This window comes from Halomonas smyrnensis AAD6 (assembly GCF_000265245.1).
GTDB lineage: Bacteria > Pseudomonadota > Gammaproteobacteria > Pseudomonadales > Halomonadaceae > Halomonas > Halomonas smyrnensis.
In genome coordinates this window covers 24,647-50,547 of record NZ_AJKS02000013.1, presented here as the reverse complement: position 1 = coordinate 50,547, position 25,901 = coordinate 24,647, and the positions used below count along the sequence as shown (strand labels likewise).

Genomic DNA, 25,901 nt, shown 5'->3' with positions numbered 1-25,901 from the left:
GCCGGAAAAGTCAGGCATGAGAAAGGGCGCCCCGCGGGGCGCCCTTTTTCGTGTCGGCACGAGTCAGCGGCGTGCGTGCCGACCCGTCATCGGGCCGGCACGCTGCCCGGCTAGGCCTCGCTGTTGCTCTCGGCCAGGTCCACCAGCTCGCGCACGGCCACGGCGAACAGCGGGAAGCCACCCTGGCTGCCGCCGCCGACCTCCTCGAGCAGGCGTCCCCAGCGCTGGTGCATGCTCTCGTGGAGCGACAGCCAGCGCTCGACGCGCTCGGCGCTGTCGCGCGGCCCCCCTTCCATGCTCAGCACGCTCGAGGTCAGCGCCAGCTGCTGACGCTCGATGTCGTCGCGGAAGGTCTCGCGGGCCTTCACCTGCCAGCCGTCGCGCACCTCGAGCCGCGTGACCTGCTGCAGCAGCCAGGGCAGCTCGAGGCGGGCGCCCACCTCGTAGAACACCTCGGCGACGCGCTGCGGCTTGTCGTCGTTCTGGCGCGCGGCATGGATGATGCCCAGCGCCGCATAGAGGCTGTTGGCCGCGGCCATCGTGGCGGCCAGGGCCTCGGGCACGCCGGCCTCGACCAGCTCCTGGCGCCGCGCGTCCCACTGGGCCTTCTCCTCGCCGCGCAGGCGCTTGCCGATGCCCTCCTGCAGCTGGGCCAGGCGCGGGCCGAAGTACTCGATGGCATCGCGGGTGCTCATGCTGGTGCGATGGCGCAGGAACCAGCGGGTGGAACGGCGCAGCATGCGCATCAGGTCGAGCATCATCGCGTACTGGACGTCGCTGGCCACCTTGTTGTCCAGCGCCTCGACCTGCTCCCACAGCTTGGGCAGCTGGAAGCTGTCGCGGGCGATCACGTAGGCCCGGGCGATATCGGCGCGACCGGCACCGGTGGAGTCCATCAGCCGACGCATGAAGACGATGCCCATGTGGTCGATGATGTCGTTGGCCAGCTGGGTGGCGACGATCTCGCGCTTCAGGCGGTGATCGTACATCTCGTCGCGATAGCGCTCGGCCAGCATGGTCGGGAAGGCGCGTTCGACGAAGCGGATGATGGTCGGATCATCCGGCACGTCGGAGGCGATCAGGTCGCCCTTGAGCACGCTCTTGGCGTAGGAGATCAGCACCGACAGCTCGGGCGGCGTCATGCCCTGCTCCTGCTGGGCACGCTCCTGGAGCTCCTCGTCGCTGGGCAGGAACTCCAGCTCGCGATCGATCTGGCCGGCGGCCTCCAGCTCGCTGATGAAGCGGCGGAAGGGGCCGATGCCCTCGCGGGTCAGTCGCTCGGCCAGGTCGAGGGCCTGGGTCTGGCGATAGTTGTCGAGCAGCACCAGTTCGCTGACCTGGTCGGTCATGTCGGCGAGCAGCTGGTTGCGCTGCTTCTCGGTCATGTCGCCGCGGGACACCACCTCGTCGATGAGGATCTTGATGTTGACCTCATGGTCGGAGCAGTTGACGCCGCCGGCGTTGTCGATGAAGTCGGTGTAGACCCGCACGCCCCGGGCCGCGGCCTCCATGCGCCCACGCTGGGTGAGGCCGAGGTTGCCGCCCTCGCCGACCACCCGGCAGTTGAGCTCGCAGCCGTCGACGCGCAGGGCATCGTTGGCCTTGTCGCCGACCTGGGCATGGGTCTCGGCGCTGCCCTTGACGTAGGTGCCGATGCCACCGTTCCAGATCAGGTCGACCCGGGAGACCAGCATGGCGCGGATCAGCTCGTTGGGCGACAGCTTGTCCTCGCGGATGCCGAAGGCCTCTTTCATCTGCGGCGTGATGGCGATCGACTTGGCGCTGCGCTTGAACACGCCGCCGCCCTCGGAGATCAGCGACGCGTCGTAGTCCTCCCAGCTCGAGCGCGGCTGATCGAACAGGCGCTGGCGCTCGGCGAAACTGGCCGCGGCATCCGGGGTCGGGTCGACGAAGATGTGCAGGTGGTTGAAGGCGCCCTTGAGCTGGATCTTGTCGGACAGCAGCATGCCGTTGCCGAACACGTCGCCGGCCATGTCGCCGACGCCGACCACGCTGAACTCGTCCTCCTGGGTGTTGATGCCCAGCCCACGGAAGTGGCGCTTGACCGACTCCCAGGCGCCCTTGGCGGTGATGCCCATCTTCTTGTGGTCGTAGCCGTGGGCGCCGCCGGAGGCGAAGGCATCGCCCAGCCAGTGGCCGTACTCGACGGAGATCTCGTTGGCGATGTCGGAGAAGGTCGCCGTGCCCTTGTCGGCGGCCACCACCAGATAGGCGTCGTCGTCATCGTGGCGCACCACGCGCTCGGGCGGCACCACCTCGCCGCCCACCAGGTTGTCGGTGACGTCGAGCAGCGCCCGGATGAAGGTCTGGTAGCAGGCGATGCCTTCCTTCTGCACGGTCTCGCGGTCCGCGCCTTCCGGCATGCGCTTGCAGACGAAGCCGCCCTTGGCGCCGACCGGCACGATCACCGCGTTCTTGACCTGCTGCGCCTTGACCAGCCCCAACACCTCGGTGCGGAAGTCCTCGCGACGATCGGACCAGCGCAGCCCGCCGCGGGCCACCTTGCCGCCGCGCAGGTGCACGCCCTCGACCCGGGGCGAGCAGACGAAGATCTCGAAGGCCGGACGCGGCTTGGGCATGCCGGTGACCTTCGACGGCTCGAGCTTCAGGGCGATGTAGTCCTTGACGCCGCCATCCTCGGTGCGCTGGTAGTAGTTGGTGCGCAGGGTCGCCTGGATCAGCTCCATGTAGCGACGCAGCATGCGGTCGTCGTTGAGGCTCGGCACCTCGTCGAGCATGGCGCGGATGCGCGCCTCGCACTCGGCGATGTCGTCGCCCTCGGGGCGATCGGCGGGGTCGAAGCGCAGCTCGAACAGGGTCACCAGCTCGCGGGTGATCTCGGGATGATTCACCAGGGTGGTGGCGATGTAGTTCTGCGACATGCCGAAGCGAATCTGCTTCAGGTAGCGCGCGTAGGCGCGCAGCATCGCCACTTCCCGCCAGTCGAGGTTGGCGCCGATGATCAGCCGGTTGAAGGGATCGTTGTCGGCCTGGCCGGTCCAGATGCGCTGGAAGGCCTCGATGAAGGGCTCGCGCATCTCCTGGAGGTTCACCTCCACGCTGGTGTGGTGCTCCAGAGTGAAGTCGTGGATCCAGTAGTCGCGGTCCGTGGCGCTGACCTCGTAGGGGCGCTCGCCGAGCACCCGCAGGCCCAGGTTCTCCATCATCGGCAGCACGTCGGACAGCGGGATCGAGGCGTCGGGATGGAACAGCTTGAGGTTGACGCCGCTGCCCTCCTCCTCGATCAGCCGGTACAGCGACAGCGCCAGCGGCGCGCCGTCGTCGAGCTCGCCGAGGTGCTGCAGGTCGTAGACCGCGGTGCGGGCGCTGAAGTCGTCGCGATAGCTGGCCGGGAAGGCGTCGCGGAAGCGCCCCAGCATCAGGTTGGCCTGCTCCTCGCCGAAGCCCTCGATGGCGGCATTGAGCAGGTCGTCACGCCAGTTGCGGGCCAGCTTGACCAGCTTGTCCTCGAGGCGCTTGATGTCGTAGTCCGCCGGGCCGTCGCCGTTGAAGCGCAGGATGAACTGGATGCGCGCCAGCACCGACTCGGAGAGATAGGTGTTGAAGTCGCCGAAGGTGGCGTCGAGCTCCTCGCACAGCAGCTCCTGCAGGCGCAGGCGCAGCTCGGTGGAGAACACGTCGCGCGGCACGAACACCAGGCAGGAGAAGAACTTGCCGAAGCGGTCCTCGCGGATGAACAGCCGCACCCGGCGGCGCTCGCGGATGTCGAGGATGCCCAGCGCCGTCTGCGCCAGCTCGTCGACGTCGATCTGGAACAGGTCGTCGCGGGGGTAGACCTCGAGGATCTGCAGCAGCTGCTTGCCGTTGTGGGCCTTGGGATTGAAGCCGGAGATCTGCATCACCGAGCGCAGCTTGCGGCGCAGGATCGGCACGTGGCGCGGCGAGTCGTTGTAGACGGTGGCGGTGAACAGCCCCAGAAAGCGCCGCTCGCCGACGATGTTGCCCTCGGCGTCGTAGCGATCGATGGAGATGTAGTCCGGGTAGGTCGGACGGTGGATGCGCGCGTGATGGGCGCTCTTGGCGAACGACAGCAGCTGGGGCACCAGCACGAAGCGGTCGCCCTCGACGCCCAGGTCGGTGCGGATGCGTTCGCGATAGCGCGGCTGATCGAGGCGGAACACGCCGAGCTCGCTGTCCTCGACCTTGTCCAGGCGCTGCCGGCTGCCGTCCTCGTGGACCTCGTACTCGTCGTAGCCGAAGAAGGTGAAGTTGTCCGCCAGCAGCCACTCGAGGAAGGCGATCGCCTCCTGGTGATCCTCGACCTCGACCTGCTCGGGACAGCCGGACTCGAGCTCGGTGATGGCCTCGCGCACCTTGTCGCGCATGGGGTCGAAGTCGGCCACCGCGGTGCGCACGTCGCCCAGCACCTCCTGCAGGCTGGCCTCGATCTCCTCGAGCTCGGCCGGGTCGGAGTGGCGATCCACCTCGATGGCGATCAGCGATTCTCGGGTGGCGGGAGCGCCGGGCGTGCCGGGATCGCTCACCCGGGCCAGGCGATGCTCGGCGTCGCGCTCCACCGCCAGCACGGCGTTGTGGATGGCGTGCACGGTCATGCCGCGGCGGTTGAGCTCCACGCGCACCGAGTCGACGAGAAACGGCATGTCCTCGTGCAGCACGGCGATGAAGGTGTGGGTGGACTGCCAGCCGTGCTCCTCGAAGTCCGGGTTGAAGACCCGCACCTTGGGCGCGCCGGGATCGAACTGCTGGATGAAGTGCCACACCGAGAGGGTCGCGCCGTAGAGATCGTCGAGGCGACGGTCAGCGAGGTCCTCCAGGGGCACCGCGGCGTAGAAGTACCGCGAAAAGGCCTCGACCGCCTCGGCCTTGCCCTGTTCCAGACGGCTCTGCAGCCGTTCCTCGAGCTGCTTGAGGAGATCCTGACGGCTCTCCTCGTGTGCGACTTGTAGCATCCATCACCTCGACTGCCAGCGGCCGCCTCATGCGGCCGGATCATTGGACCGGATCGACGGGTCCCGGCACGCCGTGACGCGCCTCGACTCGCGAGGCGCCACGGTCCTGGCCAAAGACCTGCATTGCCAACAGCTTACGCCTCTGACACGAAACACCCCAGCCACATGCCGGTTCCCTCATGTCCATGTCGGTTGCGCATCGCCCTTGACAATCCTTCTGGCAGCGAGGCGTCCCTTTCGGGCGGGCCGGGCTAGCGGCGCCGCTCCAGCAGGACGCCGCATTCGCAGTGGTGCGTCCAGGGGAACTGGTCGAAGAGCGCGAAGCGCACCACCTCATGGGTGCGGGTCAGGGTCTCCAGGTTGTCGGCGAGCGTATCCGGGTTGCAAGAAATATAGACGATACGCTCGTAGTCACTGAGTTGGCGACAGCTGTCCTCGTCGAGCCCGGCCCGCGGCGGGTCAACCAGCACGGTGGAGAAGTCGTAGTCGTCGAGGCCGAACTCGGCGACCCGACGGCCGCCCTTCTCGCCGCGCAGCGCCTGGGAGAATTCCTCGGCGGACATGCGACCCACGACGGCGTTGTCGACGCCGTTGGCGGCCAGGTTCTCGCGGGCGCTGGCGACCGAGGTGCGCGAGATCTCGGTGGCCAGCACGCAGCGGAAGTTCTCGGCCAGGGCGATGGTGAAGTTGCCGTTGCCGCAGTACAGCTCCACCAGGTCGCGCTCGGCGCTGCCGGCGGTGACGTCCCGGGCCCAGGACAGCATCGAGCGGCAGATCTCGGCGTTGGGCTGGGTGAAGCTGTTCTCGACCTGCTGGTAGACGAGCTCGCGGCCGTCGACGGCGAGCCGCTCCCAGACGTGGTCGCGGGTCAGCACCAGGCGCTGCTTGCGGGCCCGGCCGATGATCATGATGCCCAGCGCCTGCTCCAGCGCGCGGGCCTCGGCCTCCCACGCCTCGTCGAGCTGGCGGTGATAGATCAGCGTCACCAGCGCCTCGCCGGTCAGGGTGGTGAGAAATTCCACCTGGAACAGCCGATGGCGCAGGGTCGGGTTGTCGAGCAGCCGCTCGCGCAGCGCCGGCATCAGCTCGTTGATGCGCCGGCCGGCCACCGGGTAGTCGTCCAGGCGCACCACGGTCTTGTGCTTGGGGTCGTCGGGATCGACCTCGAACATCGCGTAGTAGAGATCGTCGCCCTCGTGCCAGACCCGGAATTCGCAGCGCTGGCGGTAGTGGCTCGAAGGCGACGGATACACCTCCAGCGACGGCGGGTTGAAGCGGGCGAACTGGGCGGTCAGGCGGTCGCGCTTGGCCGCGAGCTGCTCGTCATAGCGGTCGGGGTCGACAACGGGAATGGCCACGGCGGCTCCTGGAAGATGGTCGGTCGAAGGAAAGGGTCGAATACGGGCAGAAAAGACGGAAGGCGCGGCGCCCCGAGGGGGATTCGCCTCGGCCTCAGGGCAGCACGAGCGGGTGCGTCTCGACGAAGCCGAAGCCGGCGAGCCCGCGGGCCAGCGCCGGATCGGGGCCGGTGACCCAGCCCCGCTCGACGGCCGGGCGGCGCTGCGGCGCGGCGATCACCTGGCCGGTGCGCCGGGCGATGGCGTCGCCGGAGTCGACCCAGCGCACCGGATGCGGCACCGCGGCCTCGAGGCTCTCGCGCAGCAGCGGGAAGTGGGTGCAGCCGAGCACCAGGGTATCGAGATCCGGCAGCTCGGAAAGCGGCGCCAGCACCCGGCGCAGCACCTCGGGGTCCGGCGACTCGCCGGCCACCAGACGCTCGGCCTGGCCCACCAGCGGATCGGCGGCCAGGCGCGTCACCCGGCAATCGCCGGCGAAGGCCTCTATCAGCCGCGCGGTGTAGGGCCGCGCCACGGTGGCGCTGGTGGCGAGCAGGCCGATATGGCGGCTCTCGCTGGCCCCGGCGGCGGGCTTGATCGCCGGCACGGTGCCCACCACCGGCACCGACAGCCGCTCGCGCAGGGCGTCGAGGGCCAGGGTGCTGGCGGTGTTGCAGGCGACCACCAGCCCGCAGGCGCCGCTGGCGGCCACCGCCGCCTCGCACACGGCGAGGATGCGCCCCACCAGCCAGTCGTCCTCGCGCACGCCGTAGGGCAGCATGGCGTTGTCGCAGGCGTAGGCCAGGGCGACCTCCGGCAGGCGGCGGTGCAGCGCCTCGACCACCGAGAGCCCGCCGACGCCGGAATCGAACACCAGCACCGGCCCCGTCATCGGCACGCCACCACGCGTTCGCCCCCCGGGCGGATCGGCACGGGGGGCGAAGTGACACTGTGGAGGATCGAGGCGAACATTGGCATCGCAGGCCTTCCGTCAGACGATGCGGCGCATTCTACCTCAGTGGCGCCGGGACTCGAAGCCATCGCCCGGCGGCGGCGGCGGCGAGGATCAGGTCACGGGCTCCGGCGCATCGCGCAGCTCGGCGTAGAGCTCGGGATAGGCTTCCTGCAGGCGCTCGAGCTGTGCCGTGGCGCCATCGGGCAGCGCCTCGGCCAGCCGTTCGAGGTCGCCCTCGGCGAAGTGCTCGCGGATCAGCGGGAAGAGCAGCTCGCGCTCGTCGCGCAGATAGGCCCGGTGCGCGTCGAGATAGGCCTTGAGGTCGTCGGCGAAGCGATCCATGGGCATGACGGCATCCATGAGGATCATGTCGAGGTCGCCGGAGAGCCGCTTGAGCTGGGCCTTGAGGGCGCGATAGTCCTGGGCCAGCCGCTCGGTCACCTCCTCGGTCTGCGGGGCCAGCTCCTTCAGGCGCTCGGAGCAGACGCTCTCCAGCGGCTGACTGAAGCCGTCCTGATAATCAAGAATATAATCCACGACTTCCCGCACCAGCTGGAAATTGGGGCGTTCGCCCTCGGCCAGGGTCTTCTGCTTGAGCTGTAGAACGTGCAACATGCGGGCCATGTTGGCATGATCCTGGCGCAGTTGGTTCAGCATGGGCATTGCGGCAGCCTCCTCAATATCGGTCATGGACGGAAGGCACGGGTGTTAGACGCGCCTTCGCCCTCCGGGTTCCTGGCCAATGGCACCGGCCGTCAGGGTTCGCCCACCTCGTTCGGGATCTGGCGATGCCGGGAGCGAATGCCCGACATCGCGTATCCAACATAGCAGCCGTCAGCGAAGGAGTCAGAAATGGACCTGTTCCAGCAGGCCAGCAGCGAGGAGAGCGCCCCCCTGGCCTGGCGCATGCGCCCCCGCCGGCTGGCCGATTACGTGGGTCAGCCGGCGCTGGTCGGCCCCGGCAAGCCGCTGCGCCGCATGGCCGAGGGCGGCCCGGTGCGCTCGATGATCCTGTGGGGCCCGCCGGGCACCGGCAAGACCACCCTGGCCGAGATCCTCGCCGAGGAGTCCGGCGCCCACCTCGAGCGCCTCTCGGCGGTGATGGCCGGGGTCAAGGACATCCGCGCGGCGGTGGACCGCGCCCGCGCCGCCCAGGGCCAGGACCGCCCCACCCTGCTGTTCCTCGACGAGATCCACCGGCTCAACAAGAGCCAGCAGGACGCCCTGCTGCCCCATGTCGAGTCCGGCCTGCTGACGCTGATCGGCGCCACCACCGAGAACCCCTCGTTCGAGGTCAACTCGGCGCTGCTGTCCCGGGCCCGGGTGCACGTGCTCAAGTCGCTCACCGACGACGACGTGACCGAGGTGCTCAGGCGCGCGCTCGCCGACGCCGACCGCGGACTGGGCGCCCGCCACATCGCCGTGGACGACGAGGTGCTCGCGCTGCTGGCCCGGGCCGCCGCCGGCGACGCCCGCCGCGCCCTGGGCCTGCTGGAGACCGCCTGCGACTTCACCATAGCGGAAGGCAACGGCGAGCGCCTGCCCCGCGAGGCGCTGGAGGACGTGATCGGCCACCAGGCCAGCGCCTTCGACAAGCAGGGCGACCATTTCTACGACCTGCTCTCGGCGATCCACAAGTCGGTCCGCTCCTCGCGGCCGGACGCCGCCCTGCTCTACATCGCCCGCTTCATGCAGGGCGGCGGCGACCCGCTGGACGTGATCCGCCGGCTGACCGCCATCGCCTCCGAGGACGTCGGCAACGCCGACCCCAAGGCGCTGCCGCTGACCATGGCGGCCTGGGACGCCTACCTGCGGCTCGGCGACCACGAGGGCCAGCGCGCCATCGCCCACGCCGCCGTGCACCTGGCGGTGGCGCCCAAGAGCAACGCCGTCGACCAGGCCTGGCATCGCGCCAAGGCGTTCGCCGCCGCCCAGCCGCGCCTCGAGGTGCCCACCTACCTGCGTAACGCCCCCACCAAGCTGATGGAATCGCTGGGCCACGGCGACGGCTACCGCTGGGCCCATGCCGAACCCAACAGCTACCCCGCCGGCAGTGCCCATAATTGCTGGCCGGACGACGTGCCCCTCGAGCGCTTCTACGAGCCGACCGCCAACGGCCAGGAGAAGCGCTACGCCCAGATGCTGGAGTGGCGCGCCGAGCTCGACGCCCAGGCCGATCGCGGGGAATAGCGACAAGCGGCACATCCCCGGCGTGACACCGCCCGAAGCAAAAGAAAACCCGAAGGCCAGGGCCTTCGGGTTTTCTTGTAGCTCGGCGCTTGTAGCTCGGCGCTTGTAGCTCGGCGCTTGTAGCTCGGCGCTTGTAGCTCGGCGCTTGTAGCTCGGCGCTTGTAGCTCGGCGCTTGTAGCTCGGCGCTTGTAGCTCGGCGCTTGTAGCTCGGCGCTTGTAGCTCGGCGCTTGTAGCTCGGCGCTTACCGCGATTCGCGGATCACGTCGGTGCCTTCCGGCAGATCCATGTCGAAGCGCGAGTCCTCCACCGACACGTTCTGCTCGACGTCGTCGAACTCGATGGCGGTGCGCTGGCCGGTGCTGTCGGTCATCTGCAGGAAGCCGAGCCGTTCGCCGTAGAAGGTCAGCTTGAGCTCCTCGAACAGGGTGTCGGGACTCTTCGGCACCAGCTCGAAGGTCTCGGCGGTGCCCTGCTGGCTGCTGGAGACCTCGTAGCTGTCGGTCAGCTGGTCGGCGCTGCCGGACAGCAGCAGCGCCGGGGTGTGGGTCACCCGGTCGTCCAGCGGCTGGACGGTGGCCTGCTGGAGGTCGGGGTCGTAGAGCGTGACCTCGTCGCCGTCGGAGACCACGACCTGCTCATAGGGCGCGTTCACCTCCCAGCGGAAGCGGCCCGGGCGCGACAGCCACATGCGGCCGCTGGCCTCCTGCAGGCGCTGGCCGGAGCCGTCGAGGATCTGCTGCTCAAAGTCGGCGACGTAGGTATCCAGCGGCTCGAGCATGCGCGCCAGCCGCTCGGCGCCTTCGTTGGCCATGGCGGTCAGCGGGGTCAGGGCCACCAGGGCCAGCGCGGCGAAGGATCGTTTCATGGTCATCTCCTGTTTCCCTGAGGGTCTAGGGCATCCTGCCCGATAAGACTGCACAAGCCGCGGCGGGTTGCCTCCCCGCCGCGGCTTGCATGGTGGTTGCACGATCGGCGGGCTCAGTCGCCCGCCGGGGGCGGCGCCAGCACCTCGCGGGCGCCGTTGGTACCCATGGTCGAGACCACGCCGGCCGTCTCCATCGTCTCGACCAGGCGCGCCGCCCGGTTGTAGCCGATCTTGAAGCGCCGCTGGACCGCCGAGATGGAGGCCCTACGGCTCTCGGTGACGAAGGCCACCGCCTCGTCGTAGAGGGCATCCTGCTCGGCGTCGTCGTCGCCGCCACCGCCGCCCTCGGCTTCGAGGCCGGCCAGGGCGTCGGCGGACACGCCGCCGGAGAGGATCTCGTCGATGTACTCCGGCTCGCCGCGACGCTTCCAGTCCTCGACCACCCGATGCACCTCGTCGTCGTCGACGAAGGCACCGTGCACGCGGGTCGGCATGCCGGACCCGGCGGGCAGGTAGAGCATGTCGCCGTGGCCCAGCAGGTTCTCGGCGCCGCCCTGGTCGAGGATGGTGCGCGAGTCGACCCGGGAGGAGACCTGGAACGCCATGCGGGTGGGGATGTTGGCCTTGATCAGGCCGGTCACCACGTCCACCGAGGGCCGCTGGGTGGCGAGGATCAGGTGGATGCCGGCGGCACGGGCCTTCTGGGCCAGGCGCGCGATTAGCTCCTCGACCTTCTTGCCGACGATCATGAACATGTCGGCGAACTCGTCGATCACCACCACGATGTAGGGCAGCTTCTCGAGCACCGGCGGCGCCTGGTGCATCTCCCACGGCTGCGGTTCCCACAGCGGATCGGCGACCTGGGCCCCGGCGCGCTCGGCCTCGTCGAGCTTGGCGTTGAAGCCGGCGATGTTGCGCACCCCCATGGCGGCCATCAGCTTGTAGCGCCGCTCCATCTCGGCCACGCACCAGCGCAGGGCGTTGGCGGCCTCCTTCATGTCGGTGACCACCGGGGCCAGCAGGTGTGGAATGCCGTCGTAGACCGACAGCTCCAGCATCTTCGGGTCCACCATGATCATGCGGACCTCTTCCGGCTTGGCCTTGAGCAGCATGGAGATCAGCATCGCGTTGACCCCCACCGACTTGCCCGAGCCGGTGGTGCCGGCCACCAAGAGGTGCGGCATCTTGCCGAGGTTGGCGACCACGGCGCCGCCGCCGATGTCCTGGCCGAGCGCCATGGTCAGCGCCGAGGCCTCGTGCTGGTAGCGGTCGGAGTCGATCACCTCGCGCAGGCGGATCATGGCGCGGTTGGGGTTGGGGATCTCGATGCCCACCGTGGGCCGGCCCGGGATCACCTCCACCACGCGCACGCTCTTGACCATCAGCGAGCGCGCCAGGTCCTTGGCCAGGTTGCTGATCTTGGAGACCTTCACCCCGGCCGCCGGCTTGATCTCGAAGCGCGTGATCACCGGCCCCGGCCAGGTGTCGACCACCTCGGCCTTGACCCCGTACTCGCGCAGCCGCACCTCCAGCAGTTCGGCCATCTCGGCCAGCTGCTCGTCGGTGTAGTTGGGCTGATGGTCCTGGGGCGGCGTCAGCAGGCGCAGGCTCGGCAGCTCGCCCTCGGGCTCGGCGAACGCCTCCACCTCGGCGCCCTGGTTCTGCAGGTGCTCCACGGTCCACAGCGTCGGGCCGTCGGGCTCGTCGGCGGCCTGACGCGCCTGCTCGGCGGTCGCCACCTGCGCGGCGGGCGTCTCCTGCGGGTGCGGCGTCTCGGTCGACCGCGAGGCGGGCGCGGCCGGCATGGAAGACGACGTCAGCGGCGCCTCGTCATCGTCGTCCGGCAGCACCGGGTCGGGGATCACCTCCGGCACCCGGCGCGGCTCGGCCCGCTCGGGCGGCGGCGTCGATACCGGCTCGCTGCGCTCGCGCTCCGCCGGCGCGGCCGGTTCGGCCGAGGGCTCGGGAGCCGCCGGCTCGTGGGGCGCCTCGGGCGCCTGGGGCTCGGCCGGCTGATTCGGGGCGGGATCGCGCTCGGCCCGGGCCGAGTGGTCGATCTCGTCACGCGACCAGGGCGGCGCGGCGGCCTCGGACGGGGCGTCCTCGACCGGTTTCCCGGACGACGGCATCCCGGATGACGGACGCTCGGCCGTAGACGGTGCGGGCTCGCGCGGCGGCTCGGCCTCCGGCGCCGGCGCGCGGGACGGCGACAGCGCGGGCTCCCGAGACTCCGGTGCCGGCTCCTCGTTCTTCTCCTCGTTCTCGCGCGACACGAACGACTCGTGCCGCGACTCCCGAGGCTCGACCGGAGCGCTCTCCCGCGGCGCGAAGGCCTGGGGCGACGGCGCGACGGTCTCCCGGGCAGGCTCGGCGGGCGAACGCGCCGCTTCGGGCGACTCGCGACGCGGCGCCGGTTCCTCGGCCTTGGGATCGGGGGCGGACTCGACCGCACGAGACGGCGTCGGCGCTGCCGGCGCCTCCGGCTCGGTGGCGCGCAGCGGCATGGCGGCGACGGGCTCGCTGGCCTGGCGCGGCTCGCGGCGTTCGGCGGACAGCGAGAGGCTCGGCTCCTGGGCGGTATAGGCCGCCTCCGGGCGCTTCGCCGAGGGCGTGCGCTCGGGCACCTCCCAGGGAATCTCGGTATTGCCGTCGTCGCCGAAGCCGGGCTCGCGGCGTCCGCTCTCGGCGGCCAGCGCCGGGGCCGGCTCGCGACGCGCCGGCAGCCAGCGGCGCCACCAGGGCGCGCGTTCGGGGATTGCCTCGTCGTCGTGCCCGGGCCGGGCCGAGTCGTCGGCGCTCTTGCCGTCCGGCGAGGCGTCCTTGGCCGGCGCGGGTTCGGCGTCGTTCGCGTCGTCCCGGTTGAAGGCGAAACGCTCGCTGATGCCGGCCCACAGCGAAGTGGCACGCCGGCCCAGCTCGTCCATGATGGTCAGCCAGGACCAGCCACTGAACAGCGGCACGCCGCACAGGATTGCCACCAGCGACAGCAGCGCGGTGCCGCCGGCGCCGACCAGCGGCAGCAGCGCACCGACCAGCCCCTCGCCGAGGATGCCGCCGGCCCCGTAAGGCAGCAGGCTCTCGGGATCGTAGAAGTGCAGCGCACCCAGCGTGGTCGAGCCGAGCAGCAGCAGCATCAGGCCGCCGCAGCGCACGGCGAGCGCCGTGGCGTCCCACTCCAGGCGCACCTGCCCGGCGCGGATCAGCCACCAGGCGGCGAAGCCGAGCATCGCCGGCCACCACAGGGCACTCCCGCCGAACAGCGAATAGAGCACGTCGGCCAGCCAGGCGCCGATCTGGCCCATCCAGTTGGCCACGTCGGTCTCGGGGCCGCTGCGCGACCAGCCGGGGTCGTCGGGACGAAAGCTGTACAGCGCCAGCAGCAGGAACACGCAGCTCGCCAGCAGCAGGATCACCACGCCCTCGCGCACCGATCCCTGCAACCGCAGTCCGAAGCGTCTGGCCGTTTCCCTGGCAGTCGCCGCGCGTTCGCGCGGCGACGTGGTTGTCTTCTTGGCACTCAAGCTGCCAACCCCCTTGCGCCGAGATGGCGTCTTCCAAATCCAAGGCCATCAATCATACCGAGCCAGCCGCGCCCGTCACAGGGGGCAGACGACGACTTGAGCCCCGCCATCGCGCCGGTCACACTTGGGCTTCCACGCCCCGAGGATGTCCGCCCCATGCTGCCCTGGCTCCCCGAGCTTCCCGTTCGCTTTCCGCCGGTCGAGTCCGCCCTCGACGACCCCGGCGGCCTGCTGGCCGCCGGCGGCGATCTGAGCCCGGCCTGGCTGCTCAGCGCCTATCGTCACGGCATCTTCCCCTGGTACAGCGAGGGCCAGCCGCTGCTGTGGTGGAGCCCGGACCCGCGCATGGTGCTGTTTCCCGAAGAGGTCCGGGTGCGGCGCAGTCTGGCCAAGCGGCTGCGCAACGGCGGCTTCACGGTCACCGGCGACCGCGACTTCGAGGCCGTGATCACCGCCTGCGCGGCGCCGCGTGACGACGAACCCGGCACCTGGATCACGCCCGAGATGGCCCGGGCCTACGGCCGGCTGCATGCGCTGGGCGCGGCGCACTCGGTGGAGGTGTGGCAGGGCGAGACGCTGGTCGGCGGCCTCTACGGCATCGCCCTGGGGCCGGTGTTCTTCGGCGAATCGATGTTCTCGCGAGTGCCCGACGCCTCCAAGGTGGCACTGGCGTGCCTGGCCCGCACCATGGCGGCCGAGGGCGGCCGGCTGATCGACTGCCAGATGCACACCGCGCATCTGGCGAGCCTGGGCGCCCGGGACATCGCCCGGGCGGCGTTCATCGGCTATCTTGATGAGTGGCTGGACGATGCGATGCCGGCGCCACGCAGCGACGCCAGGCTCGCCTTTCCGCCGCCGGCATGGTCGTTCGAACGCCTCGACGCCGCGAGACAGATGCCCCCGGGAGCCACAGGAGGCGGCCGCCTTGAGCAGTAACACGCCCCAACAGCCGATTCGCGACCTGCGGTTCTTCCTGACCGTGCCGCACGCCTGCAGCTATCTGGAGGGACGCGAGGCCACCACCCTGTTCCTGGACCCCCAGGAATCGCCGGGCAGCGGCGTCTACGACTCCCTGGCGCCGCTCGGCTTCCGGCGCAGCGGGCGCCACCTGTACCGCCCCCACTGCGAGGGCTGCAACGCCTGCGTCTCGGTGCGCATCCCGGTCAGGGGCTTCGCCCCCAACCGCACCCAGCGCAAGCTCTACCGCCGCAACGCCGACCTCGAGATCCGCATCCGCCCGGCGCTGTTCGATGCCGAACACTACGGGCTCTACGCCCATTACATCCGCACCCGGCACGCCGACGGCGACATGTACCCGCCCAGCCACGAGCAGTACCGCACCTTCCTGACCCTGAACCAGGACTACGCGCGGATGCTGGAGCTGCGCCTCGACGGCCGGCTGCTGGCCGTGTCGGCCTTCGATCAGCTCTCCCACGGCCTGTCGGCCATCTACACCTTCTTCGACCCGGCCGAGGAGTTCGACCGCCGCTCGCTGGGCACCTACGCGGTCCTGGCACTGGTGGAACACGCCCGCGCGCTGGGACTGCCCCACGTCTATCTGGGCTACTGGATCGAGGAGTGCCGCAAGATGGCCTACAAGCAGGCCTTCGCTCCCCTGGAACGGCTCGAGGGACGCCACTGGCGGCGCCTGATCCCGACCTGACGTGGCGGCGCTTTTTGCCTTGACGCCCGGCATGCGGCACAATATCGCGCTATCCTGATCGGCACGAGCGGACACACCGCCATTCGTGCCGCCGTTTGTTATCACCAGCGAGGAATTGCCTATATGGCACGCGAAGACCATATCGAAATGGAAGGCGTCGTCGTCGACACGCTGCCCAACACCATGTTCCGGGTCGAACTCGAGAACGGCCACGTGGTGACCGCCCACATCTCGGGCAAGATGCGCAAGAACTACATCCGCATCCTCACCGGCGACAAGGTCAAGGTCGAGCTGACCCCGTACGACCTGTCCAAGGGCCGCATCGTCTACCGCTCTCGTTAAGAGCGGCTGCGCAGCGCCCACCTCCTGGGCGCCGGCGCCTCCCCCGCCAGCACGGCTCCCAGACGCACAACGCCCCGTCCGAAGACAGGGCGCTGATGGTTGGCGGGAGCGATCGACGCGCCGCCTCAGGGCGCGTCGGCCAGTTCCGACTCCGATGCCAGGTGCAGCTCGCCGTCCTCCACGCTGACGTGCACCACGCCACCGTGCTCGGCCAGCTCGCCGAACAGGATCAGCTCGGCCAGCGGCTTCTTGAGCCTGTCCTGGATCAGGCGCGCCATCGGCCTCGCCCCCATGTCGGGGTCGTAACCCTTCTCGGCCAGCCAGTCCCGGGCCTCGTCGTCCACGTCGAGCTGCACGCGCTTCTCGTCGAGCTGCGCCTGGAGTTCGATCAGGAACTTGTCGACCACGTTGCGCACCACCTCGGTGGGCAGGGCGTGGAACTGGATGATGCCGTCCAGACGGTTGCGGAACTCCGGCGAGAAGGTCTTGCGGATGACCTCCATCGCATCGGTGGAGTGGTCCTGGGTCTGGAAGCCGATCGAGCGCCGCGTGGCCTGCTCGACCCCGGCGTTCGAGGTCATGATCAGGATCACGTGGCGGAAGTCCGCCTCCCGACCGTTGTTGTCGGTCAGCCGGCCGTGGTCCATCACCTGCAGCAGCAGGTTGAAGACTTCCGGGTGCGCCTTCTCGATCTCGTCGAGCAGCAGCACGCAGTGCGGCTGCTTGGTGATCGCCTCGGTCAGCAGACCGCCCTGGTCGTAGCCGACATAGCCCGGGGGCGCACCGATCAGCCGCGACACGGTGTGGCGCTCCATGTACTCGGACATGTCGAAACGCACCAGGTCGATCCCCATGATATGGGCCAGCTGGCGAGCCACCTCGGTCTTGCCGACGCCGGTGGGGCCGGCGAACAGGAAGCTGCCCACCGGCTTGTCCGGCGCCTTGAGGCCGGCCCGCGACAGCTTGATGGCCGCCGACAGGCCATCGATCGCCTCGTCCTGGCCGAACACCAGCATCTTGAGGTCGCGGTCGATGTTGGCCAGCAGCTTGCGATCGGAGCTGGAGACGCTCTTCGGCGGAATCCGCGCGATGGACGCCACCACGGCCTCGACCTGGTCGGTGTCGATGGTGTCGACGCGCACCTCGGGCGGCAGCAGCCGCTGGTGGGCGCCGGCCTCGTCGATCACGTCGATCGCCTTGTCGGGCAGGTGGCGGTCGTTGATGTAGCGATCCGCCAGCCGCGAGGCGCTTTCCAGCGCGGCGTCGGTGTACTTGAGGCGGTGGTGCTCCTCGAAGCGCGAACGCAGCCCCTTGAGAATGCGGATGGTGTCCTCCACCGAGGGCGCCATGACGTCGACCTTCTGGAAGCGACGGGCCAGCGCACGGTCCTTCTCGAAGATGCCGCGGAACTCCTGGAAGGTGGTGGAACCGATGCAGCGCAGCTCACCGGAGGACAGCAGCGGCTTGAGCAGGTTGGAGGCATCCATCACGCCGCCCGAGGCCGCCCCGGCGCCGATCACGGTGTGGATCTCGTCGATGAACAGGATGGCGTTGGGCTGCTTGCGCAGCTCCGCCAGCAGCGCCTTGAGACGCTTCTCGAAGTCACCGCGGTACTTGGTGCCGGCCAGCAGCGCGCCCATGTCGAGGGAGTAGACGACGGCGTCACCGATCACCTCGGGCACGTCCTCCTCGACGATGCGCTTGGCCAGCCCCTCGGCGATGGCGGTCTTGCCCACGCCGGCCTCGCCGACCAGCAGCGGGTTGTTCTTGCGCCGCCGGGCGAGGATCTGCACCACCCGCTCGAGCTCGTGATCGCGCCCGATCAGCGGGTCGATCTTGCCCATGCGGGCCTGCTCGTTGAGGTTGGTGGCGTAGCCCGTCAGCGGATTGCCGCCCTGCTCGCTGCCGGCCTCCTCGGCGTCCTCGGCCTCGGGTGACGGCGAGCTCTGGCTCTGGCCGTGACCGGCGACCTTGGAGATGCCGTGGGCGATGTAGTTGACGGCGTCCACCCGGGCCACGTTCTGCTGCTTGAGGAAGTAGACGGCCTGACTCTCCTGCTCGGAGAAGATCGCCACCAGCACGTTGGCGCCGGTCACCTCGCTCTTGCCGGAGGACTGCACGTGGAACACCGCGCGCTGCAGGACGCGCTGGAAGCCCAGCGTCGGCTGGGTCTCGCGGTCGGCCTGATCCTCGGGAATCAGCGGCGTGGTGGAATTGATGAAATCCTGCAGGTCGGACCGCAGCTTATCGAGGTTGGCCCCGCAGGCTCGCAGCACGTCCGCCGCCGAGGCGTTGTCGAGCAGCGCCAGCAGCAGGTGCTCCACGGTCATGAACTCGTGACGCTTGGAGCGCGCCACGGTGAAGGCCGTGTTCAGGGTCAGTTCAAGTTCTTTGCTCAGCATGGCAGTCCCCTTCTCGCCGCTTAGGGCTTGCGTCGGATCCTTCTGGGTCCGGCATCATCAACATCGAGCACAAACATCGGCGTTGCAAGTCGCCCCGCCAACGCTGGCGATTTCCTTACTTCGACACGCCGACGCTCAATCCGTTGCCTCGATGTCGCACAGCAGTGGATGCTGGCACTCCCGGGCGTATTCGTTGACCTGATGGCTCTTGGTCTCGGCGATGTCGCGAGTAAAGACCCCGCAGGTCGCCTTGCCCTGGGTATGCACGGCCAGCATGATCTGCACCGCTTTCTCGTTGTCCATGTTGAAGAACGTCTGCAACACTTCCACCACGAACTCCATGGGGGTGAAGTCGTCGTTGTGCAAGACCACCTTGTACATCGGCGGCTGCGCCAGCGCCGGCTCCGACGCCTGTACCGCCAGGTCGTCATCGCCCTCCTCGTCCGGCCCCGGGGGGCGCGTCATGCCGGCATGAACCGACGCGCGCGGCGACGTCATGCCCTCTTCCTGTGTCTTGAACATAATCTTCACTGTCGCTATCGACAAGCCGGCCGTTGCCGGGCATTCCAACCGTGTTTGGACGCCGGCGTGACGACCGGGTTCATCGGGGTTCGTTCACTGTGCCGTCTTTGTCCGCCGCCAGCAATGCAACGGCCCCCGCCCGGGAACGGGCGGGGGCCGGAACACGTCGTCAACGTGCCTGTCGCGGGGCGGTCGCGCTTAGCGCTCGGCCACCAGCTCCAGGGCCGCGTTGAGGGTGCGGCTGGGGCGCATCACGGCGTCGGCCAGCTCGCCGTTGGCGTGATAGTAGCCACCGATGTCGACCGCCTGACCCTGCACGGCGTTGAGCTCCTCGACGATGACCGCTTCCTTGGCGGTCAGCTCGGCGGCGAGCTTGCCGAACAGCGCCTTCAGCTCGGCGTCCTCGTCCTGGGCGGCCAGCGCCTCGGCCCAGTACATGGCCAGGTAGAAGTGGCTGCCGCGGTTGTCGAGCTCACCGACCTTGCGCGACGGCGACTTGTTGCTGTCGAGGAACTTGCCGTTGGCCTCGTCCAGCGCCTTGGCCAGCACGCGGGCACGGGAGTTGTCGAAGGTCTTGCCCAGATGCTCGAGGGACGCGGCCAGGGCCAGGAACTCGCCCAGCGAATCCCAGCGCAGGTGGTTCTCCTCGAGCAGCTGCTGGACGTGCTTCGGCGCGGAGCCGCCGGCGCCGGTCTCGAACAGGCCGCCGCCGTTCATCAGCGGCACGATGGACAGCATCTTGGCGCTGGTGCCGAGCTCCATGATCGGGAACAGGTCGGTCAGGTAGTCGCGCAGCACGTTGCCGGTCACCGAGATGGTGTCCTCGCCGCGACGGATGCGCTCGAGGGAGAGCTCCATCGCCTCGACCGGCGCCATGATGCGGATGTCCAGGCCGTCGGTGTCGTGTTCCTTGAGGTAGGCCTCGACCTTGTTGATCAGCTGGGCGTCGTGGGCGCGCTCGGCGTCGAGCCAGAACACCGCCGGGGCGCCGCTCTCGCGGGCGCGGGACACGGCCAGCTTGACCCAGTCGCGGATCGGCGCGTCCTTGGTCTGGCACATGCGCCAGATGTCGCCCTCTTCCACCGCGTGCTCGAACAGCACCTCGCCGGCCTCGTCGGTCACGCGCACGGTGCCATCGGCGGGAATCTGGAAGGTCTTGTCGTGGGAGCCGTACTCCTCGGCCTTCTGCGCCATCAGGCCGACGTTGGGCACGCTGCCCATGGTGGTCGGATCGAAGGCGCCGTTCTTCTTGCAGTCCTCGATGGTGGCCTGGTAGATGCCGGCATAGCAGCGATCCGGGATCACCGCCTTGGTGTCGTGCAGGGCGTCATCGGCGCCCCACATCTTGCCGGAATCGCGGATCATCGCCGGCATGGAGGCGTCGATGATCACGTCGCTCGGTACGTGCAGGTTGGTGATGCCCTTGTAGGAATCGACCATGGCCAGGCTCGGGCGCTCGGCGTACAGCGCCTCGACGTCGGCCTCGATCTCGGCCTGCTTGTCGGCCGGCAGCTTGGCCATGGTGGCGTACAGGTCGCCGATGCCGTTGGTGGCGTCGAAACCGACCTCTTCCAGCGCCTCGGCGTGCTTCTCGAGCACGTCGCGGTAGAACTCGTCGACCACCATGCCGAACATGATCGGGTCGGAGACCTTCATCATGGTCGCCTTGAGGTGCAGGGAGAACAGCACGCCCTGGGCCTTGGCGTCGGCGATCTGCTCGGCGACGAAGGCGGACAGCGCCTTGCGGCTCATCATGGCGCCGTCGATCACCTCGCCGGCCAGCACCGGGGTGCGCTCCTTGAGCACGCTGACACTGCCGTCCTGGCCGACCAGCTCGATCTTGAGCGCGCCGTCGGCGCCGATCACGGCGGACTTCTCGCTGCCGTAGAAGTCACCCTCGCTCATGTGGGCGACGTGGGAGCGCGAATCGGCCTGCCACTCGCCCATGCGGTGCGGGTACTTGCTGGCATAGTTCTTGACCGAGCGCGGCGCGCGGCGGTCGCTGTTGCCCTCGCGCAGCACCGGGTTCACGGCACTGCCCTTGACGCGGTCGTAGCGGGCCTTGGCCTCGCGCTCGGCATCGCTGCTCGGCTCGTCCGGGTAGTCGGGCAGCGCATAGCCCTGGCCCTGGAGCTCCTTGATGGCGGCCTTGAGCTGCGGCAGGGAGGCGCTGATGTTGGGCAGCTTGATGATGTTGGCTTCCGGCGTCTTGGCCAGATCGCCCAGCTCGGCCAGGTGATCGCCCAGCTGCTGCTCGTCGGTCAGGACATCGGGGAACTGCGAGATGATACGCCCGGCCAGGGAGATATCACGGGTCTCGACGGTGATGCCGGCGGAATCGGTGTAGGCGTCGATGATCGGCAACAGGGAATGGGTCGCCAGAGCCGGCGCTTCGTCGGTCAGCGTATAGATAATCTTCGGCGTTTTGGACATGTGGCGTAGATCTCTCTGGTCACTGCGGTACATGAAACGGATCGAAGCGCACACTCTCGATGTCGGCAACACGGGCAACCAGGGCGACCGCCGCTCGGCACGATCGCCGACACTGCGGCATCGGCCATCCCTCTGAGCGGGTCACGCCAGGCCCGGAAAATGACGAGGGCGCTCCGGCGAGCGTCGCGCAGTATACCAGCCCGCCGCCCACGACGCATGGCAGCGATCGTCGCCGATCCCTGCCATCCCGCCGCGCCGGGCGGTAAGATAGGCCCATGAGCCGCTTATATCTCTTTCACAAGCCCTATCGGGTGCTGTGCCAGTTCACCGACAAGGGCGACGCCGAGGGCACGCCCCGCGCCACCCTGGCCGACTATCTCGACGTGCCCGGCATCTATCCGGCGGGCCGACTCGACCACGACTCCGAGGGCCTGCTGCTGCTCTCCGACGACGGCGAGCTGATCCACCGCATCAGCCATCCGCGCCACAAGCAGCCCAAGACCTATCGCGTGCAGGTCGAGGGCCGGCCCGACGATGCCGCCCTGGACGCCCTGCGCCGTGGGGTCGAGCTCAAGGACGGCCCGACCCGGCCGGCCCGGGTCCGCCGCCTGGAGGCCAGCGAGCTGCCCGAGCGCGAGCCGCCGCTGGACCCGAGGCGCCACCCCGACACCTCCTGGCTGGAGCTGGTCATCTCCGAGGGCCGCAATCGCCAGGTGAGACGCATGACCGCCCATGTGGGCCACCCCACCCTGCGCCTGGTGCGGGTGGCGATCGGCCCCTGGTCGCTCGACGGCCTGGCCCCCGGCGAATGGCGCCGCGAGACCCTGCACGCGCCCGCGCCGCCCTCGAACCGTCGCGATAGCGGCCGCCGGGACGCCGGCCGCCGGAACGGCAAGCCACGCCCCGGCGGGAGGACGCGCCGATGAGTCGCTGGCACCCCCTCGTCACCGTGGCCACCGTGGTCGAACGCGCCGGACGCTTCCTGATCGTCGAGGAAGACCGGGGCGGGCCGCACACCGTCTTCAACCAGCCCGCCGGGCACCTGGAACCGGACGAGCGCATCCAGGACGCCGCCCTGCGCGAGCTGCGCGAGGAAACCGCCTGGCAGGTCGGTCTCAGCGACTATCTGGGCATCTACGTCTACCGAGCACCGGACGGCACCACCTTCCACAGCCACGGCTTCTACGGCATGGCGCTGGCCCGGCTGGGCAACGAGCTGGACCCGGCGATACTCGCCACCCACTGGGTGACGCTGGAGGAGCTGGAGGCGCTGGAGCGCCTGGGCCGGCTGCGCAGCCCGCTGGTGCTGCGCCGCGTGCGCGACGCCCTGGCCGGGCGCTTCTATCCCATGGACGTGATTCACGAACGATAGCCGCGCAAGCCGCCCCGAGACGACACCGATGGCGCTCGAAGCGCGCCATCGGTGTCGTGTATAATCCCGCCCATTTGCGACCACCCCAATCCGAGAGCGTCATGACAGCCACCCAAGGCAAGGTGATCGTCGGCATGTCCGGCGGCGTCGATTCCTCCGTCTCCGCCCTGCTCCTGCTCGAGCAGGGCTATGAGGTCGAGGGCCTGTTCATGAAGAACTGGGACGAGGACGACGGCACCGAATACTGCACCGCCAAGGAAGACCTGGCGGACGCCGAGGCCGTATGCGCCAAGCTCGGCATCACGCTGCACACCGCCAACTTCGCCGCCGAGTACTGGGACAACGTCTTCGAGCACTTCCTGGCCGAATACCAGGCCGGGCGCACGCCGAATCCGGACATCCTCTGCAACCGCGAGATCAAGTTCAAGGTGTTCCTCGAGTACGCCGAGATGCTCGGCGCCGAGCGCATCGCCACCGGCCACTACGTGCGTGGCGGCCACGCCCGCGGCGAGCTCGACGGGGTCGAGCGCCCGCGGCTGCTCAAGGGGCTCGACGCCAACAAGGACCAGAGCTACTTCCTGCACGCCGTGCCCGAGGCGGCCATCGCCCGCACCCTGTTCCCGGTCGGCGAGCTGGAGAAGCCCGAGGTCCGCGCCCTGGCCGAGCGCCATGACCTGGTGACCGCGCGCAAGAAGGACTCCACCGGCATCTGCTTCATCGGCGAGCGCCGCTTCCGCGACTTCCTGCAGCAGTACCTGCCCGCCCAGCCCGGCACCATCGAGACCCCGGACGGCGACGTCATCGGCGAGCACATGGGCCTGATGTACTACACCCTCGGCCAGCGCCAGGGACTCGGCATCGGCGGGCTCGCCAACTACTCCGACGCGCCCTGGTTCGTGGCCGACAAGGACCTCGAGCGCAACGTGCTGGTGGCCGTGCAGGGCAAGCATCACCCGCTGCTCTACACCGACAGCCTGGCCACCGAGCCGATGGACTGGGTCGCCGGCGAGCCGCCGGCCGCCGAGGGCCGCCTCACCGCCAAGACCCGCTACCGCCAGGAAGACGTGGCCTGCCGCTTCGAGACCACCGAGGACGGCGGCGTGCGGGTGCGCTTCGACGAGCCCCAGCGCGCCGTGACCCCCGGCCAGTCGCTGGTGCTCTACGACGGCGAGATCTGCCTGGGCGGCGGCGTGATCAAGGCCATCTGGAACGCCGAGGAGCGCGCGCGATGAACGGCACCACGCCCATTCACCGCGCCCCCGACTCGCCCGTCGCCCGCCAGGCCCTGGCACTGGCCGGGGTCTTCCAGGCCGCCAGCCAGGTCGACCAGCTGGCCCGCACCGGCCAGGTCGACCAGCGCGCCTGGGAGACCCTGATCCACGCCACCCTGGACACCGACCCGGCCAGCTTCGAGGCCATCTACGGCGGCCATCCCAACAACCTGCGCCAGGGCATCGAGACCCTGGAGGGCATGCTGGGCCGCCGCCAGGCCAACCCGGTGGTGATGCGCTATGGTTTCTCGCTGCTGATGCTGATGAGCAAGCTGAGAAACGACGCCGACATGATGGACACCCTGGGCACCCGGCTGACCCGCATCCAGGGCCAGGCCGAGCACTTCGGCGAGACCCACGAGAACGTGGTCGCCAGCCTCGGCGAGGCCTACCAGGACACCATCTCCACCTTCAAGAGCCGGATCGTCGTCCAGGGCGATCCCTCGCTGCTGCAGAGCCGCATGATGCCCGAGCGCGTGCGCGCCTGCCTGCTGACCGGCATCCGCTTCGCGCTGCTGTGGCACCAGCAGGGCGGCCGCCGCTGGAAGCTGATGTTCCAGCGCGGCGCCCTCAAGAAGGCCCTGGACGAGCTGAACTGATTTCCCCCACTGATTTCTCCACCACGCCACCCGGAATGCGACCATGCAGCCCAAGTCACTCCCCCTGACCGCCCTCACCGCCCTCTCTCCCGTCGACGGCCGCTACGGCAGCAAGGCCGAGGCCCTGCGCGAGCACTTCAGCGAGTTCGGCCTGATCCGTGCCCGCGTCATCGTCGAGGCCCGCTGGCTGCAGCGCCTGGCCGAGCAGCCGCAGATCACCGAGGTGCCGCCGCTCTCGGCCGGGGCCACCGCGGCGCTGGACGCCATGGTCCGCGACTTCTCCGTGGAAGACGCCGAGCGCATCAAGGACATCGAGCGCACCACCAACCATGACGTCAAGGCGGTCGAGTACTTCATCAAGGAGCGCATCGCCGACCAGCCCGAGCTGCACGCCATCACCGAATTCGTGCACTTCGCCTGCACCAGCGAGGACATCAACAACCTGTCCCACGCGCTGATGCTGCGCGGCGGCCTGGATGCGCTGCTGCCGGTGATGCACCAGGTGGCCGATGAGGTGGCCCGCCTGGCCGAGGAACACGCCGCCCAGCCGATGCTGTCGCGCACCCACGGCCAGACCGCCAGCCCCACCACCCTCGGCAAGGAGATGGCCAACGTCGCCTACCGGCTGCGTCGCCAGCTCAAGCAGATCGAGAGCGTGGAGCTGTTCGGCAAGATCAACGGCGCCGTGGGCAACTACAACGCCCACCTGGCGACCTACCCGGAGGTCGACTGGGAAGCCAACGCCCGCACCTTCGTCGAGGGCCTGGGCCTGACCTTCAACCCCTACACCACCCAGATCGAGCCGCACGACTACATCGCCGAGCTGTTCGACGCCGTGTGCCGCTTCAACACCGTGCTGATCGACTTCGACCGCGACGTCTGGGGCTACATCTCGCTGGGCTACTTCAAGCAGAAGACCGTGGCCGGCGAGATCGGCTCCTCGACCATGCCGCACAAGGTCAACCCGATCGACTTCGAGAACTCCGAGGGCAACCTGGGGCTCTCCAACGCCGTGCTGGGTCACCTGGCCGAGAAGCTGCCGATCTCCCGCTGGCAGCGCGACCTGACCGACTCCACCGTGCTGCGCAACCTGGGCGTCGGCATGGCCTACGCGCTGGTGGCCTACCAGGCCTCGCTGAAGGGCATCGGCAAGCTCGAGGCCAACCCGGCCCGCCTGGCCGAGGACCTCGACAACAGCTGGGAAGTGCTGGCCGAGCCGATCCAGACCGTGATGCGTCGCTACGGCATCGAGAAGCCCTACGAGAAGCTCAAGGAGCTGACCCGCGGCAAGCGCATCGACCAGGCCGGCTTCGCCGCCTTCATCAACACCCTGGAGCTGCCGGCCGAGGTGAAGGGCGAGCTCAAGCAGCTGACCCCGGCCAACTACATCGGCAACGCCGAGGCCCAGGCGCGCAATCTGTAAGCGCCCGGCCGGTCAGCCGATCAGGGGCGGGCATCTTAGCGATGCGATATCT

At 69.1% G+C, this 25,901-nt stretch carries 18 protein-coding genes; 9 read left to right on the top strand and 9 right to left on the bottom strand.

Going from position 1 to position 25,901, the window contains the following annotated elements; translation table 11 throughout:
• Positions 1-110 precede the first annotated feature (110 nt).
• From UYS_RS0213120 to UYS_RS0213105, 4 genes are all read right to left on the bottom strand, one after another.
• Entirely contained in the window at positions 111-4,952 is a 4,842-nt protein-coding gene (locus UYS_RS0213120; RefSeq protein WP_016855979.1) for an NAD-glutamate dehydrogenase, read from the bottom strand.
• Between the two features lie 251 nt (positions 4,953-5,203).
• Entirely contained in the window at positions 5,204-6,310 is a 1,107-nt protein-coding gene (gene trmA, locus UYS_RS0213115; RefSeq protein WP_016855978.1) for a tRNA (uridine(54)-C5)-methyltransferase TrmA, read from the bottom strand.
• A 94-nt stretch (positions 6,311-6,404) separates the two neighbouring features.
• Positions 6,405-7,181 carry a glutamate racemase gene (gene murI, locus UYS_RS0213110; protein WP_016855977.1) on the bottom strand — a complete coding sequence of 259 codons (777 nt, stop codon included), beginning with the start codon at positions 7,179-7,181 and terminating at the stop codon, positions 6,405-6,407.
• Between the two features lie 174 nt (positions 7,182-7,355).
• Complete coding sequence (locus UYS_RS0213105; protein WP_026068546.1) at positions 7,356-7,901, bottom strand: hemerythrin domain-containing protein; 546 nt, start codon at positions 7,899-7,901, stop codon at positions 7,356-7,358.
• Positions 7,902-8,096: 195 nt separating this feature from the next.
• Here UYS_RS0213105 and UYS_RS0213100 point away from each other — a divergent pair, with 195 nt between their 5' ends.
• Complete coding sequence (locus tag UYS_RS0213100; RefSeq protein ID WP_016855975.1) at positions 8,097-9,434, top strand: replication-associated recombination protein A; 1,338 nt, start codon at positions 8,097-8,099, stop codon at positions 9,432-9,434.
• Positions 9,435-9,677: 243 nt separating this feature from the next.
• Here the strand turns inward: UYS_RS0213100 and lolA are convergent, their stop codons facing one another.
• Positions 9,678-10,307 (bottom strand): outer membrane lipoprotein periplasmic chaperone LolA, encoded by a 630-nt coding sequence (gene lolA / locus UYS_RS0213095; RefSeq protein WP_016855974.1) that lies wholly within the window; start codon positions 10,305-10,307, stop codon positions 9,678-9,680.
• Positions 10,308-10,414: 107 nt separating this feature from the next.
• Positions 10,415-13,741, bottom strand: coding sequence for a DNA translocase FtsK (locus UYS_RS0213090; RefSeq protein ID WP_016855973.1), 3,327 nt, complete (start codon positions 13,739-13,741; stop codon positions 10,415-10,417).
• 237 nt (positions 13,742-13,978) lie between these two features.
• Between UYS_RS0213090 and aat the strand changes: the two genes are divergently transcribed.
• From aat to infA, 3 genes are all read left to right on the top strand, one after another.
• Complete coding sequence (gene aat / locus UYS_RS0213085; RefSeq protein ID WP_016855972.1) at positions 13,979-14,758, top strand: leucyl/phenylalanyl-tRNA--protein transferase; 780 nt, start codon at positions 13,979-13,981, stop codon at positions 14,756-14,758.
• Positions 14,748-15,485 (top strand): arginyltransferase, encoded by a 738-nt coding sequence (locus UYS_RS0213080; protein ID WP_016855971.1) that lies wholly within the window; start codon positions 14,748-14,750, stop codon positions 15,483-15,485. The genes aat and UYS_RS0213080 overlap by 11 nt, the downstream gene beginning before the upstream one ends.
• Before the next feature lie 123 nt (positions 15,486-15,608).
• Positions 15,609-15,827: a translation initiation factor IF-1 gene (infA, locus tag UYS_RS0213075; protein WP_013332816.1), complete on the top strand. Its 219-nt coding sequence runs from the start codon at positions 15,609-15,611 to the stop codon at positions 15,825-15,827.
• 125 nt (positions 15,828-15,952) lie between these two features.
• On the opposite strand, the gene clpA is transcribed toward infA, so the two are convergent.
• The 3 genes from clpA to UYS_RS0213060 all read right to left on the bottom strand — a co-directional run bounded on the left by clpA (position 15,953) and on the right by UYS_RS0213060 (position 21,184).
• The gene (clpA, locus tag UYS_RS0213070) at positions 15,953-18,229 is read right to left on the bottom strand and encodes an ATP-dependent Clp protease ATP-binding subunit ClpA (RefSeq protein ID WP_016855970.1); all 2,277 of its coding nucleotides are present in this window, start codon (positions 18,227-18,229) and stop codon (positions 15,953-15,955) included.
• Between the two features lie 135 nt (positions 18,230-18,364).
• Entirely contained in the window at positions 18,365-18,727 is a 363-nt protein-coding gene (gene clpS / locus UYS_RS0213065) for an ATP-dependent Clp protease adapter ClpS (protein WP_016855969.1), read from the bottom strand.
• Between the two features lie 222 nt (positions 18,728-18,949).
• The gene (locus tag UYS_RS0213060; protein ID WP_016855968.1) at positions 18,950-21,184 is read right to left on the bottom strand and encodes an NADP-dependent isocitrate dehydrogenase; all 2,235 of its coding nucleotides are present in this window, start codon (positions 21,182-21,184) and stop codon (positions 18,950-18,952) included.
• A gap of 275 nt (positions 21,185-21,459) precedes the next feature.
• Between UYS_RS0213060 and UYS_RS0213055 the strand changes: the two genes are divergently transcribed.
• From UYS_RS0213055 to purB, 5 genes are all read left to right on the top strand, one after another.
• Positions 21,460-22,110, top strand: coding sequence for a pseudouridine synthase (locus UYS_RS0213055; protein WP_016855967.1), 651 nt, complete (start codon positions 21,460-21,462; stop codon positions 22,108-22,110).
• Entirely contained in the window at positions 22,107-22,556 is a 450-nt protein-coding gene (locus tag UYS_RS0213050; RefSeq protein WP_016855966.1) for an NUDIX domain-containing protein, read from the top strand. Before UYS_RS0213055 ends, UYS_RS0213050 begins: the two co-directional genes overlap by 4 nt.
• A 101-nt stretch (positions 22,557-22,657) precedes the next feature.
• Complete coding sequence (gene mnmA / locus UYS_RS0213045) at positions 22,658-23,788, top strand: tRNA 2-thiouridine(34) synthase MnmA (RefSeq protein WP_016855965.1); 1,131 nt, start codon at positions 22,658-22,660, stop codon at positions 23,786-23,788.
• Entirely contained in the window at positions 23,785-24,426 is a 642-nt protein-coding gene (hflD, locus tag UYS_RS0213040; RefSeq protein ID WP_016855964.1) for a high frequency lysogenization protein HflD, read from the top strand. The genes mnmA and hflD overlap by 4 nt, the downstream gene beginning before the upstream one ends.
• Positions 24,427-24,469: 43 nt before the next feature.
• On the top strand, positions 24,470-25,849 hold the full coding sequence (gene purB, locus UYS_RS0213035; protein ID WP_016855963.1) for an adenylosuccinate lyase: 1,380 nt from the start codon (positions 24,470-24,472) through the stop codon (positions 25,847-25,849).
• Positions 25,850-25,901: the final 52 nt, after the last annotated feature.